The sequence below is a fragment of the Microbacterium sp. NPDC089321 genome, from assembly GCF_040684935.1.
In the GTDB taxonomy this organism is placed as follows: Bacteria; Actinomycetota; Actinomycetes; order Actinomycetales; family Microbacteriaceae; genus Microbacterium.
Window position 1 is genome coordinate 178116 of sequence record NZ_JBFBGX010000003.1, and the last position, 13381, is coordinate 191496.

Annotated in this window: 12 protein-coding genes; 5 read left to right on the forward strand and 7 right to left on the reverse strand. The window is 68.0% G+C overall.

Going from position 1 to position 13381, the window contains the following annotated elements:
• The 7 genes from trpS to sdhC form a co-directional block, all read right to left on the reverse strand.
• A complete protein-coding gene (trpS, locus tag AB0N59_RS14370) occupies positions 1-1005 on the reverse strand; it encodes a tryptophan--tRNA ligase (RefSeq protein WP_363484732.1) in 1005 nt (334 codons plus the stop codon).
• A gap of 83 nt (positions 1006-1088) precedes the next feature.
• Complete coding sequence (locus AB0N59_RS14375) at positions 1089-1982, reverse strand: exodeoxyribonuclease III (protein ID WP_363484735.1); 894 nt, start codon at positions 1980-1982, stop codon at positions 1089-1091.
• Between the two features lie 10 nt (positions 1983-1992).
• A complete protein-coding gene (locus AB0N59_RS14380; protein WP_363484738.1) occupies positions 1993-3075 on the reverse strand; it encodes a YihY/virulence factor BrkB family protein in 1083 nt (360 codons plus the stop codon).
• A 68-nt stretch (positions 3076-3143) separates the two neighbouring features.
• Positions 3144-3911, reverse strand: a complete 768-nt coding sequence (locus AB0N59_RS14385) for a succinate dehydrogenase iron-sulfur subunit (protein ID WP_363484741.1) — start codon at positions 3909-3911, stop codon at positions 3144-3146.
• A 2-nt stretch (positions 3912-3913) separates the two neighbouring features.
• Positions 3914-5719 (reverse strand): succinate dehydrogenase flavoprotein subunit, encoded by a 1806-nt coding sequence (gene sdhA, locus AB0N59_RS14390; protein ID WP_363484744.1) that lies wholly within the window; start codon positions 5717-5719, stop codon positions 3914-3916.
• Positions 5720-5736: 17 nt separating this feature from the next.
• Positions 5737-6180, reverse strand: coding sequence for a succinate dehydrogenase hydrophobic membrane anchor subunit (locus tag AB0N59_RS14395; RefSeq protein ID WP_363484747.1), 444 nt, complete (start codon positions 6178-6180; stop codon positions 5737-5739).
• Positions 6180-6614 (reverse strand): succinate dehydrogenase, cytochrome b556 subunit, encoded by a 435-nt coding sequence (gene sdhC / locus AB0N59_RS14400; protein ID WP_338041480.1) that lies wholly within the window; start codon positions 6612-6614, stop codon positions 6180-6182. Before sdhC ends, AB0N59_RS14395 begins: the two co-directional genes overlap by 1 nt.
• A gap of 189 nt (positions 6615-6803) precedes the next feature.
• On the opposite strand from sdhC, the gene AB0N59_RS14405 reads away from it, so the two are divergent.
• The 5 genes from AB0N59_RS14405 to AB0N59_RS14425 all read left to right on the forward strand — a co-directional run bounded on the left by AB0N59_RS14405 (position 6804) and on the right by AB0N59_RS14425 (position 13378).
• Positions 6804-7916 (forward strand): mannose-1-phosphate guanylyltransferase, encoded by a 1113-nt coding sequence (locus AB0N59_RS14405; protein WP_363484751.1) that lies wholly within the window; start codon positions 6804-6806, stop codon positions 7914-7916.
• 157 nt (positions 7917-8073) lie between these two features.
• Positions 8074-9174, forward strand: a complete 1101-nt coding sequence (locus AB0N59_RS14410; RefSeq protein ID WP_363484754.1) for a BMP family ABC transporter substrate-binding protein — start codon at positions 8074-8076, stop codon at positions 9172-9174.
• Positions 9175-9240: 66 nt separating this feature from the next.
• On the forward strand, positions 9241-10794 hold the full coding sequence (locus tag AB0N59_RS14415; RefSeq protein WP_363484757.1) for an ABC transporter ATP-binding protein: 1554 nt from the start codon (positions 9241-9243) through the stop codon (positions 10792-10794).
• Entirely contained in the window at positions 10791-12089 is a 1299-nt protein-coding gene (locus AB0N59_RS14420) for an ABC transporter permease (protein ID WP_363484760.1), read from the forward strand. The genes AB0N59_RS14415 and AB0N59_RS14420 overlap by 4 nt, the downstream gene beginning before the upstream one ends.
• Positions 12086-13378 carry an ABC transporter permease gene (locus AB0N59_RS14425; protein WP_363484762.1) on the forward strand — a complete coding sequence of 431 codons (1293 nt, stop codon included), beginning with the start codon at positions 12086-12088 and terminating at the stop codon, positions 13376-13378. Before AB0N59_RS14420 ends, AB0N59_RS14425 begins: the two co-directional genes overlap by 4 nt.
• The last annotated feature ends 3 nt before the right edge of the window (positions 13379-13381 follow it).

Genomic DNA, 13381 nt, shown 5'->3' on the forward strand with positions numbered 1-13381 from the left:
TCAGACGCGGCGCAGCAGGCCGACGCGGTCGTAGACGTCGGCGAGGGTGGCGTCTGCAACGGCGTCGGCCTTGGCGGCGTTCACCGCGAGCAGACGGTCGAGCTCTGCGGGGTCATCGAGCAGTGCGTTCGCGCGCTCGCGCACAGGACCGAACTCGTTCACGACGACCTCGGCCAGGCCCTTCTTGAAGTCGCCGTAGCCGCGGCCCGCGTACTCGTCCTCGATCGAGCCCACCTGGCGCCCGGTGAGGGCGGCGTAGATCGTGAGCAGATTCGAGACGCCCGGCTTGTTCTCGCGGTCGAACCGCACCGATCCCTCGTTGTCGGTCACGGCACGCATGATCTTCTTCGCCGACTTGGCGGGATCGTCGAGAAGCCACAGCACTCCCGCGTCGCTCTCGGCGGATTTCGACATCTTGGACGTGGGGTTCTGCAGGTCGTAGATGCGCGCAGTGTCCTTCTGGATCACCGGGGTGGGAACCGTGAAGGTCTTGCCGAACCGGCTGTTGAAGCGCTCGGCGAGATCGCGCGTGAGCTCGACGTGCTGCTTCTGATCGTCGCCGACTGGCACCAGCTCGCTCTGGTAGAGCAGGATGTCGGCGGCCATCAGCACCGGGTAGGTGAACAGGCCCACCGAGGTGGAGTCCTGCCCGTACCGCTGCGACTTGTCTTTGAACTGCGTCATGCGGCCGGCCTCGCCGAACCCGGTGATCGTGCTGAGGATCCAGGCCAGCTCTGCGTGTGCGCGCACATGCGACTGCACGTAGAGGGTGGACTTCGACGGCTCGATGCCCGCGGCGATGTACTGCGCTGCGGTGCGGCGCGTCTTCTCGCGCAGCTCTTCCGGGTTCTGCGGCACGGTGATCGCATGCAGGTCGACGACCGAGAAGAACGCGTCGTACGAGCTCTGCATGTCACGCCACTGCAGAAGCGCCCCGATGTAGTTGCCGGCCTGGAGGGAGTCGGCGGAGGGCTGCATTCCTGAGTAGAGGCGTGGTTTCGTCACGGGTCAATCCTATGGGGCGGTGTCGTGCGCTTCCGCGCGGCGGCGGGCACCGTGCAGCGCTCGCAGCCGTGATCGTGTGGTGATCAGTACGTGTAGTCGACGATCACGGGCGCGTGATCGCTCCAGCGCTCGGCGTAGGTCGCGGCGCGCGCGACCGTGTAGCCGGTGGCGCGTCCGGCGAGGGGCGGCGTGGCGAGGTGATAGTCGATCCGCCATCCGCTGTCGTTGTCGAATGCCTTGCCGCGCATCGACCACCACGTGTACGGGCCGGGCACCGGACCGTGATGCGCTCGCCCCACGTCGACCCACCCGAGGCCGAGACCGCCGCCCTCCGTCGCGAACGAGCGGGTGTCGCTCAGTTCACCGACCATGCCGCGGCCGATTCCCTCCTGCCCGAGCACGACCTCGCCTGCTGCCCCCAGGAAGCGATCGAAGTACGCCCGCTCGCGCGCGAGGAAGCCGGACTTTTTCACGTTGCCCTTCCAGTTCAGGATGTCGAAGGGCTGGTGGCCCACGTTGAGGTCTCCCGTCACGAGCGCGTGCGCGTCATCGGCGCCCAGCTGCGCCATGCGCGACCCCATCGCGTCGAGGAACTTCCACTTCTCGATCTGCTTGGGGGTGTCTGCCTCGCCGGAGTGCACGTAGGCGCTGACGACGGTCAGCGGCACACCGCCGATCTCGAAGTCCGCCTCGAGCCAGCGGCCGGCCGAGTCGAAATCGTCGGGACCCAGCGCAGTGCGGGAGGCGAGTGCGGGGGTTCGGCTGAGCACGGCGACGCCGGCGCGGCCCTTCGCGGTGGCGGCGTCGTGGAGCACCGACCAGTCGGGGAACGCCTCGAGAAGATGCTCGTCCTGGCCGCGCACCTCCTGCAGCGTCAGGATGTCGACGTCGGCTGTCTCCAGCCAGGAGTGCATCCCGTTGCGCACGGCCGCGCGGATCCCGTTGACGTTGACAGAGGCGATACGCAGATGGGGCATGGCATCCAGCCTAATGAGGGCTGCCGACACCGCGGCTCTGCTCCGCCTCGTCCAGCTCGGCCGCCGCATCCGCCCACTCCGCCTGCGCGGTGAGCAGCTCGGCTCGTCGCGCTCGGCGCCGCCACCATGACGCCCGCTGCAGCTCCGCGCCGGCGGCCCGCACCCGCTCACGGGCCCGACGCTCGGCCTCGACCAGCCGGGCTCTCTGCTCCGCAGCGGGATCCGGTCGCTCGAGCGGCTCGTCCCGATCGTGCGCACTGAGCGCGATCCACGTCGCCGCCAGCAGAATGAGCACCGCGACGATCCGGCACCACAGCAGCAGCGCCACCATCACGGCGAACGTCGCCAGCAGCGGATTGCCCGGACTGTGCGCGAACAGCAGGCCGGCGCCGAGCTGCGACGCGGCCACCAGGACGCCGCCCAGTGTCGCCCCCGGCCAGATCCGTCGCCAGCGGATCGAGGTCCCGGTCAGGAATCGCACGAGAAGAGCGATCGCGGTCGCGTCGATGCTCACGATGACGAGCACCGACGAGGCGCGCACGAGGGCTGCGTACGGCACGCCGCCGAGCTGCCAGCCGAGCAGCTCGAGCAGGCCGCCCAGCGCCCACACTCCGGCGACAGAGAGCACTGCACCCGCGAGCAGGGCGATGCCGAATGCGAGCGCGCCGAGCGCGTCGCGCAGCTTGAGCAGCAGGTAGCTGCGCGAGTCGAAGGGAAGGCCGAACATGTTGCGCACGGCGCGGCGGGTGAAGGTGACCGCGCCGATCGCAGCCCAGATCGACACGGCGGCCGCGATCGCGCCGGTGACGGTGAAGCTGCTGGTCGCCGCCACGGCGATCTCGCGCACATCGTCGGGCGTGGCGAGGCCCGTGCCCGCCTCGTCGATGATGCCGGGCAGGTAGCTGTTCGCGATCCGGATCAGCGCCTCTACGGCGGGTTCGCTGCCGCCCAGCCATACACCCACGACGGCGAACGTCACGTAGATCAGCGCCGACAGCGCGAACAGAGCCTGATAGGCCATTCCGGCCGAGAGCAGGAACCCGTTGCGGCGCAGGAAACGGCGCCAGACGCGCACGGGGAACAGCGCGGCCACCCGACGCGCCCATACAGCAGCGCGCCCGGCTGAACGAGTCAGTCGGGCGCGCACGGTGCTGTCTGCGCTCAGCGGCCGCCGCCGCGCAGCACTGCCTGCTTGACCTCGGCGATCGCCTTGGTCACCTCGATGCCGCGGGGGCATGCCTCGGTGCAGTTGAAGGTGGTGCGGCAGCGCCACACCCCCTCCTTGTCGTTGAGGATGTCGAGACGCACGTCTCCGGCGTCGTCGCGCGAGTCGAAGATGAAACGGTGGGCGTTCACGATCGCCGCCGGGCCGAAGTACTGGCCGTCGGTCCAGAAGATGGGGCACGACGAGGTGCACGCGGCGCACAGGATGCACTTGGTAGTGTCGTCGAAGATCGCGCGGTCGGTGATCGACTGCACGCGCTCCTTGCCCTTCTCGGGGGTGGAGTTCGCGATCAGGAAGGGCTGCACCTCGCGGTAGGAGGCGAAGAACGGCTCCATGTCGACGATGAGGTCCTTCTCGAGCGGCAGGCCCTTGATGGCCTCGACGTAGATGGGCTTCGAGATGTCGAGGTCCTTGATGAGCGTCTTGCAGGCCAGGCGGTTGCGGCCGTTGATGCGCATGGCGTCGGAACCGCAGATGCCGTGCGCGCAGGAACGACGGAACGAGAGCGAGCCGTCGACCTCCCACTTGATCTTGTGCAGAGCGTCGAGCACACGGTCGGTCGCGTAGAGCTCGACGTCGTAATCCACCCAGCGCGGCTCCTCGTCGACCTCGGGGTCGAAGCGGCGGATGTTGAAGGTGACCAGGAAGGACTGCACCCCCGAGTCGTCGGCGGCGTCGGCTGGTGCCTCTACGACATCGGTCATGATCAGTACTTCCTCTCCATGGGCTGGTAGTTCGTGACGACCACGGGCTTCCAGTCCAGCTTGATGTGGTCCGAGGCGTCGGAGGAGTGCGCGTCTCCCACCAGGTACGCCATCGTGTGCTTCATGAAGTTCTCGTCGTCGCGCTTCGGGAAGTCGTCGCGCATGTGGCCGCCACGGCTCTCCTTGCGGTTGCGGGCGGCGTAGACGACGACCTCGGCGATGTCGAGCAGGAAGCCGAGCTCGACGGCCTCGAGCAGGTCGGTGTTGAACCGCTTGCCCTTGTCGTCGACGTGGATGTTCTTGTAGCGCTCGCGCAGCTCCTCGATGACGCCGAGCACGTGGGTCAGCGACTCCTCGGTGCGGAACACCTGGGCGCCCTTGTCCATCTCGTCCTGCAGCTTCTTGCGCAGCACGGCGATGCGCTCGGTGCCCTGGTTGTTCCGGAGACCCTCGACCATGTCCTTGACGAATCCGGCGGGGTTCTCGGGCAGCGGCACGAAGTCGGCGGTCTTGACGTACTCGACCGCGTTGCGCCCTGCCCGCTTGCCGAACACGTTGATGTCGAGCAGGGAGTTGGTGCCGAGGCGGTTCGAGCCGTGCACCGACACGCATGCGCACTCGCCGGCGGCGTACAGGCCTGGGACGACTGTGGAGTTGTCGGAGAGCACCTCGGCGTCGTTGTTGGTCGGGATGCCGCCCATCGCGTAGTGCGCCGTCGGCATCACGGGGACGGGCTCGACGACAGGGTCGACACCGAGGTAGGTGCGCGCGAACTCGGTGATGTCGGGGAGCTTGGTCTCGAGCACCTCGGCGCCCAGGTGCGTGCAGTCGAGCAGCACGTAGTCCTTGTGAGGGCCGGCGCCGCGTCCGTCGAGCACCTCCTGCACCATGCTGCGCGCGACGATGTCTCGCGGGGCGAGGTCCTTGATGGTGGGGGCGTAGCGCTCCATGAAGCGCTCACCCGAGGCGTTGCGCAGGATCGCGCCCTCACCACGGGCGCCCTCGGTGAGCAGGATGCCGAGGCCTGCGAGGCCCGTCGGGTGGAACTGGAAGAACTCCAGGTCCTCGAGCGGCAGCCCCTTGCGCCAGACGATGCCGACGCCGTCACCGGTGAGGGTGTGCGCGTTCGACGTGGTCTTGAAGATCTTGCCGAAGCCGCCGGTCGCGAAGATCACGGCCTTGGACTGGAAGACGTGGAGGTCGCCGGTGGCGAGGTCGTACGCGACGACACCCGCGACCTGCGTGGCGCCCGATGCGTCCTTCACGGTGATCAGGTCGAGGACGTAGAACTCGTTGAAGAAGTTGATGCCGAGCTTGACGCAGTTCTGGAACAGGGTCTGCAGGATCATGTGACCCGTGCGGTCGGCTGCGTAGCAGGCGCGGCGGACCGGGGTCTTGCCGTGCTCGGCCGTGTGGCCGCCGAAGCGGCGCTGGTCGATCTTGCCGTCGGGCGTGCGGTTAAACGGCAGACCCATGTTCTCGAGGTCGATGACCGCGTCGATGGCCTCCCTTGCGAGGATCTCAGCCGCGTCCTGGTCGACGAGGTAGTCGCCGCCCTTGACGGTGTCGTAGGTGTGCCACTCCCAGTTGTCGTCCTCGACGTTCGCCAGGGCCGCAGCCATGCCGCCCTGCGCCGCGCCGGTGTGCGAGCGCGTGGGGTACAGCTTGGTGATGACGGCCGTTCTGGCGCCGGGGCCGGCCTCGATGGCGGCGCGCATGCCGGCGCCGCCGGCGCCGACGATCACGATGTCGAACTGGTGGTAGTGCACGCCGTCGCGCACGACGGAGTCAGAGGTCTGCGTAGTCAATGATCTGCCTTCTTCGCTTACTTGCCCAGTGCCTGGCAGGTCTCCCACATCGAGCCGTCCTCGAGGACGCCCGCGCAGGGGTCGAACGTGAACACCACGAGGGTGCCCAGGATGATGAGGAGCGCCGCCGCCAGGCCCAGCGCCCAGACGAGCGCCTTGCGGGCCTTCTCGTTGGTGACGTAGTCGTTGACGATGGTGCGCATGCCGTTGGAGCCGTGCAGCAGCGCCAGCCACAGCATCAGGACGTCCCACCACTGCCAGAACGGCGTGGCGAACTTGCCGGCGATGAACGCGAAGTCGAGCTGGTGGATGCCCTCGTCGACCATGAGGTTCACGAACAGGTGGCCGAAGATCAGCACGACGAGCAGCACGCCCGAGCCGCGCATGAACAGCCATCCCCACTTCTCGAGGTTGACTCCGCGCTGACGACGGGCGACGGGCACAGCGGTCTGCGTGGTCATCAGTGACCCCCTCCGAATCCGGCGAACGCGAGCGACAGGTGACGCGGCACGAAGCCGAGCATCACCACCGCCCACAGCCCGAGCACGATCCAGAACAGCTGACGCTGGTACTTCGCGCCCTTCGACCAGAAGTCGACGATGATGATGCGCAGGCCGTTGAACGCGTGGAACGCGATGCCGGCGACCAGCACCACCTCTCCGAAGGCCATGACGGGGTTCTTGTAGGTGCCGATCACCGCGTCATACGCCTCGGGCGACACGCGGATGAGCGAGGTGTCGAGGACGTGCACCAGAAGGAAGAAGAAGATCGCGACGCCGGTGATGCGGTGCAGCACCCACGACCACATGCCTTCGCGGCCTCGATACAGTGTGCCGCGCGGGGACCGTGAGGTGGTCTCCGAAATCGACGGTGTCAAGCGTGTGCTCGTGGACACGTCGTCCTCCCTGATCGATGAGACGTCGTGCATGCATCCGGGCACGCCCGACCTCACTCATCCTATTCCTGTCAGAAGGCTGGGTGCGACGAAGGGCACCCTTAGCCGCCGATCCCTGTCTCACGGCCGGGGGTCAGGCGGACGGGCGCTGCGAAGGGCGCCCCCAGCGGCCCGGCTAGGGTGTGAGGCATGTCGCGAATCGATGACTTCTACGCGGTGATCCCCGCGGGCGGGATCGGCAGCAGGCTGTGGCCGCTGTCGCGCGCGGATGCCCCCAAGTTCCTCCACGACCTGACGGGCTCGGGCCACTCGCTGCTGCGCGACACGTGGGACCGGCTGGCTCCGCTGGCGGGGGAGGACCGCATCGCGGTGGTGACGGGGCGCGCGCACCGCGCCGCGGTGGAGGCGCAGCTGCCCGGCATCCCGGACGCGAACGTGTTCCTCGAGTCCGAGCCGCGCGAGTCCGCCGCGGCGATCGGGCTGGCCGCCGCCATCCTGCACCGGCGCGATCCGGATGTGATCATCGGCTCATTCAGCGCCGACCACGTCATCCGCGGCACGCGCGTGTTCGAGTTCGCCGTGCGAGACGCCGTCGAGGTGGCCCGCGAGGGGTACATCTGCACCATCGGGATCACGCCGACCGAGCCCGCCGTCGGCTTCGGGTACATCGAGAAGGGGGAGGAGCTCGTCGTCGACGGCGCGCGCGAAGCCGCCCTCGTGAAGCGCTTCGTCGAGAAGCCCGACCTCGAGACGGCGAAGGCCTACGTGGCCGATCGCGCCCACCTCTGGAACGCCGGCATGTTCATCGCCAAGGCGAGCGTGCTGCTCGACGAGCTGCGGGAGAACGAGCCGGAGCTCCACGCCGGCCTCATCGAGCTGGCCGAGGCCTGGGACGACCGCGAACGCCGCGGGCCCGCGGTCGACCGCATCTGGCCGAGGCTGAAGAAGATCGCCATCGACTACGCCGTCGCCGAGCCGGCCGCGGAGCGCGGGCGTCTCGCCGTCGTCCCCGGCCACTTCGACTGGGATGACGTGGGCGACTTCGCCTCGCTCACCAAGCTCATCACCAACGGTCGCAAGAACGACCTCGCCGTGCTCGGACCGCGAGCTCGGGTGCTGTCGGATGCCGCGAGCGGGATCCTCGTGTCTCAGACGACGCGCGTGATCAGCCTCGTCGGAGTGCAGGACATCGTGGTGGTCGACACCGACGACGCCCTGCTGGTCACGACCGTCGAGCACGCCCAGCGGGTCAAGGGGGTCGTCGAGTCGCTCAAGCTCACCGGTCGGGATGACGTGCTCTGACCCGCGGCTGTGAGGCACGTCCAAGCGCTCTCGCCAGTCATGATTGCGGATTTGTAACCTTTCGCCAGCACTTCCGGGCCGGGCGTGCACGAATCCCGTAACACTGGGTAACCTCGATCGATCCGCGATGTCCGCGGAACTTTCCCGGGAGGCATGAGTGTCCATCTCCATCACCAAGAAGCTGCTCGGCGTCACAGTCGCCGCCGGTGTCGTTCTGAGTCTCGCCGCGTGCGGCCAGGCTCCCGCTGACAAGCCGGCAGGCGACGGCGACAACCCCGCCGCATCCGACTTCCTGCCCTGCATCGTGTCCGACATGGGCGGCTTCGACGACAAGTCCTTCAACCAGCTCTCGTTCGAGGGTGCGAAGAAGGCCGCCGACGAGCTCGGCGTCGAGCTCAAGGACGTGCAGTCGAACGCCGAGACCGAGTACGGCCCCAACGTGACCAACCTGGTCGACGAGGGCTGCGACGCGATCGTCGCCGTCGGCTTCGCGCTGTCGCAGGCGACCGTCGAGGCGGCCACCGCGAACGAGGACATCGACTTCATCCTGGTCGACGACGCGGCCGACAACGACTTCAACGGCGAGAAGGACGCGGCCAACGTCAAGCCGCTGCTCTACAACACGGCTGAGGCCGCGTTCCTCGCGGGCTACCTCTCGGCCGGCTACTCGAAGACCGGCAAGGTCGGCACCTTCGGCGGCATGGAGTTCCCGACCGTCACGATCTTCATGGACGGCTTCAAGCAGGGCGTCGACCACTACAACGAGGTCAAGGGCAAGGACGTCAAGGTCGTCGGCTGGGACGGCAAGACCGGCTCGTTCACCGGCGGCTTCGAGGCCAACCCCGACGCCAAGCAGGTCGCCGTCAACATCCTCAACCAGGGTGTCGACGTGATCCTGCCCGTCGGCGGCCCGATCTACCAGTCGGCACAGCAGGCGATCAAGGAGTCCGGCAAGGACATCGCCCTGATCGGCGCGGACGCCGACCTCTTCGTCACCGACCCGAGCACCAAGGACGTCGTGCTCACGTCGGTGCTGAAGGCCATGGACCTGTCGACCTACCAGGCCGTGCTCTCCAGCGGTGAGGGCGAGTTCGACGCCGAGGCGTACGTCGGCACGCTCGAGAACAAGGGCGTCGGAATCGCCGAGCTGCACAACTTCGCAGACAAGGTCGACTCGGGCCTGCAGGACGAGGTCACCCAGCTGCAGCAGGACATCATCGACGGCAAGGTGAAGGTCACCTCGTACCTGAGCAAGTAAGACCGTCCGGATCGGGGAGGTCGGCGAATGCCGGCCTCCCCGTTTCTGCCTGAATAGGATCAGAACATGAAGCTTGAACTGCGCGGCATCACGAAGAGGTTCGGCGCGCTGACAGCCAACGACCACATCGATCTCACCGTGGAAGCGGGTGAGATCCACTGTCTTCTCGGTGAGAACGGCGCCGGCAAGTCGACGCTGATGAACGTGCTCTACGGCCTCTACCAGGCCGACGAGGGCGACATCCTGCTGGACGACGTCGTCCAGCACTTCGCCGGCCCCGGCGACGCGATGGCGGCGGGCATCGGCATGGTGCACCAGCACTTCATGCTCATCCCCGTCTTCACCGTCGCCGAGAACGTCATGCTCGGCAACGAGCAGACGACCTTCGGCGGGCGTCTCGACCTGAACGCGGCACGCGCCCGGGTGCGCGAGATCTCCGACCGATTCGGCTTCGACGTCGACCCGGACGCCCTCGTCGAAGATCTGCCGGTCGGCGTGCAGCAGCGCGTCGAGATCATCAAGGCCCTCTCCCGCGAAGCGCGCGTGCTCGTCTTCGACGAGCCGACCGCCGTGCTCACGCCGCAGGAGACCGATGAGCTGATGGCGACCATGCGCCAGCTCAAGGAGCAGGGCACCTCCATCGTCTTCATCACGCACAAGCTGCGCGAGGTCCGCGAGGTCGCGGACCGCATCACGGTCATCCGGCTCGGCAAGGTCGTCGGCGAGGCGTCGCCGACCGCCTCGAACGAAGAGCTCGCCTCGCTCATGGTGGGTCGAGCCGTCGAGCTGACCGTGCACAAGGAGACGCCGTCCGTGCGCGGCAACGGGCTGGTGGTCAGCGACCTCACGGTCACCGACCCGGCCGGAACCGTCGTCGTCGACGGCGCCTCGTTCGAGGTGCGCGGCGGCGAGGTGCTCGCGATCGCAGGCGTGCAGGGCAACGGTCAGACCGAGCTCACCGAGGCGATCATCGGCCTCCAGGACAACGTCCGCGGCAGCATCCGCCTCGACGGGCAGGAGCTCGTCGGTCGCAGCGTGCGGCAGATCCTCGATGCGGGCGTCGGCTTCGTGCCCGAGGACCGCAGCATCGACGGTCTGGTCAAGGAGTTCTCGATCGCCGAGAACCTCATGCTCGACCGCTCCCACGGCGCCCCCTTCGTCAAGGCCGGCACCGTGCAGCGCTCGCTGCTGCACGACTTCGTCCACGACCGGATCGCCGAGTTCGACATCCGCACGCAGGGGCCGCACCAGGCTGCGGGGCGCCTCTCCGGCGGCAATCAGCAGAAGGTCGTGCTGGCTCGCGAGCTGAGCCGCGATCTCGCGCTGTTCGTGGCCGCACAGCCCACCCGCGGCGTCGATGTGGGCTCCATCGAATTCATCCACAAGCGCGTCATCGAGACGCGCGACGCAGGGGTGCCGGTGATCGTCATATCCACCGAGCTCGACGAGGTGGCCGCCCTCGCCGACCGCATCCTCGTGATGTACCGCGGCCGGATCATGGGAATCGTCCCCGGCGACACGTCGCGCGAGAAGCTCGGTCTCATGATGGCCGGCATGTCCGAGACGGCGGCCGCGACCACGGCGAGCCCGATCACCTCCACGAACGGAGAGAGCGCATGAGCGCGACCCAGACGCCGGCACCGCAGACGCCGGCCCCGCTCGCCGAACCCGAGACCAAGGTCGCCCCCTCGCGCTGGCAGACGGCGCTGCAGGCGATCGTCACGGGCAACGGCATCATCTCGCTGCTGGCCGTGCTGCTCGCGGTGATCGTCGGATCGATCATGATCGCCGCGACGAACGAAGAGGTGCAGGCCGCATCGGGCTACTTCTTCGCGCAGCCCGGAGACACCTTCGCCGCCATCTGGGAGGCCGTCACCGGCGCGTACGCCGCGCTGTTCCGCGGTGCGATCTACAACTTCAACGCCGAGACGTTCGACAAGGGCATCCGGCCCCTCACCGAGACGCTGAAGTTCGCCACCCCGCTGATCGCCGCCGGTCTCGGCGTCGGTCTCGCGTTCCGCGCCGGGCTCTTCAACATCGGCGGCCAGGGGCAGATGCTGATGGCCGCAGCCGCCGCAGGCTACGTCGCCACGGCGATGGATCTGCCTATGGGCCTGCACCTCATCGTCGCGATCGTCGCCGGCCTCGTGGCCGCGGCGATCTGGGCGGGCATCGCAGGTCTGCTGAAGGCCCGCACCGGTGCGCACGAGGTGATCACGACGATCATGCTCAACCACATCGCGTTCTACCTGCTGGCGTGGATGCTGGCCACCCAGGGTCTGCTGCAGGCGCCTGGTTCGAGCAACCCGAAGACCGCTCCGATGGCCGAGACCGCAGTGCTGCCGCAGCTTCTCGGCCCCAGCTACAAGCTGCACGCCGGCTTCCTGCTCGCGCTGATCGCCGTCGCGTTCACCTGGTGGCTGCTCGAGCGCTCGTCTCTCGGCTTCCGATTCCGTGCGGTGGGAGAGAACCCCTCGGCGGCGAAGGTCGCCGGCATCGACGTCGGGCGCATGTACTTCGTCGTCATGCTCATCGCCGGCGCGCTCGTCGGCATCGCCGGCGTCAGCCAGGTCCTGGGCACCGAGGTGCGGGGCTTCAGCGGCGGCATCGACGCGGGCATCGGCTTCGACGCCATCACCGTCGCGCTGCTCGGGCGCTCCTCGCCGATCGGCATCCTCTTCGCCGGTCTGCTGTTCGGCGCGTTCAAGACCGGTGGCTTCACGATGCAGTCCTCGCAGGGCATCCCGGTCGAGATCATCCTCGTCGTGCAGTCCCTGATCGTGCTCTTCATCGCCGCGCCGCCTCTGGTGCGCGCGATCTTCGGACTGCCGCAGCCGGGCCGTCCGAGCCGCAAGGCCAAGCGGATCGCCAAGGCCCGTCGCAACCAGACCGAGGGAAAGAAGGTGTCGGCATGAGCATCACCGCTCCCGTGACCGGTGCGCCGCAGGGCGACATCGACCAGCCGCGCGTCGTCACCGTCGTCTCGTGGAAGGCGCCGATCATCTTCGGCATCTTCACCGTGCTGTTCGCCCTGCTGCCGCTGCTCGTGCCGCGGCCGGGTGACACGACGTTCCGGCTCGCCGAGCAGAACGCCGCGATCGCCGTGCCGGACGTGCTGCTGCCCGCCACCCCCACGGCGTGGATCGCGGTGCTGCTGCTGGCGCTGTGCACCGGGTATGCGGCCATTACGGTCAAGGCGCACCGTCGTCTGCCGCTCTGGCTGATCGTCGTCTACGTCGCGGTGCTGCTGATCGGCTTCCTCGCCTGGGCAGGCGCCGGCGCGACGCTGCCGATGATCGGACTGCTGGCCGGAGCCCTGGCGCTCGCGACTCCGCTCATCTTCGGTGCCCTCGGCGGCGTGATCGGCGAACGCGCGGGCGTCGTGAACATCGCCATCGAGGCGCAGATGCTCGCCGGTGCCTTCACCGCCGCTGTCGCCGGCTCGCTCGCGGGCACGCCATGGGCCGGTCTGGTCGCCGCGATGCTCGCGGGTGTGCTCGTCGCTCTCGTGCTCGGCGTCTTCACGATCACGTACTACGTCGACCAGGTCATCGTCGGCGTGGTGCTGAATGTGCTCGTGATCGGCATCACCACGTTCCTGTTCCGTCAGGTGCTCGCGCCGAACACCGAGACCATGAACAGCCCCGACACCTTCTCGGTGGTTCCGATCCCGGTGCTGAGCGAGATCCCCCTGATCGGTCCGATCCTGTTCCAGCAGTCGTTCATCGTCTACCTCATGTACGCGGTCGTGGCACTGGTCTGGTTCGGCCTGTACCGCACCCGGTGGGGTCTGCGGCTGCGCGCCGTCGGCGAGCACCCGCAGGCGGCCGACACGGTGGGAATCAAGGTCGCGGCGACCCGCTACCGCGCGGTGCTGCTCGGCGGTGCCGTGGCCGGTCTCGGTGGGGCTTTCTACACGCTCGTGTCGGTTCCCCGGTTCAACCAGGAGATGACGGCTGGTGCGGGTTTCATCGCCCTCGCCGCCGTGATCTTCGGCAAGTGGGACCCGATCCGCGCGACCCTCGCGGCGCTGCTGTTCGGCTTCGCCACGAACCTGCAGGGCGTGCTCAGCGTCATCGGCTCGCCGGTGCCCAGCCAGTTCATGCTCATGCTGCCGTACGTCGTGACGATCTTCGCCGTGGCCGGCCTGGTCGGGCGCTCCCGCCCGCCCGCAGCCGACGGCGAACCGTACATCAAGTCATAGGAG

Bases quoted from the DNA above. Each gene is read 5' to 3' on its own strand.
- AB0N59_RS14375 (WP_363484735.1), bottom strand. From the start codon at position 1,982: ATGCCCCATCTGCGTATCGCCTCTGTCAACGTCAACGGGATCCGCGCG.
- AB0N59_RS14385 (WP_363484741.1), bottom strand. From the start codon at position 3,911: ATGACCGATGTCGTAGAGGCACCAGCCGACGCCGCCGACGACTCGGGG.
- AB0N59_RS14395 (WP_363484747.1), bottom strand. From the start codon at position 6,180: ATGACCACGCAGACCGCTGTGCCCGTCGCCCGTCGTCAGCGCGGAGTC.
- AB0N59_RS14405 (WP_363484751.1), top strand. From the start codon at position 6,804: ATGTCGCGAATCGATGACTTCTACGCGGTGATCCCCGCGGGCGGGATC.
- AB0N59_RS14415 (WP_363484757.1), top strand. From the start codon at position 9,241: ATGAAGCTTGAACTGCGCGGCATCACGAAGAGGTTCGGCGCGCTGACA.
- AB0N59_RS14420 (WP_363484760.1), top strand. From the start codon at position 10,791: ATGAGCGCGACCCAGACGCCGGCACCGCAGACGCCGGCCCCGCTCGCC.
- AB0N59_RS14425 (WP_363484762.1), top strand. From the start codon at position 12,086: ATGAGCATCACCGCTCCCGTGACCGGTGCGCCGCAGGGCGACATCGAC.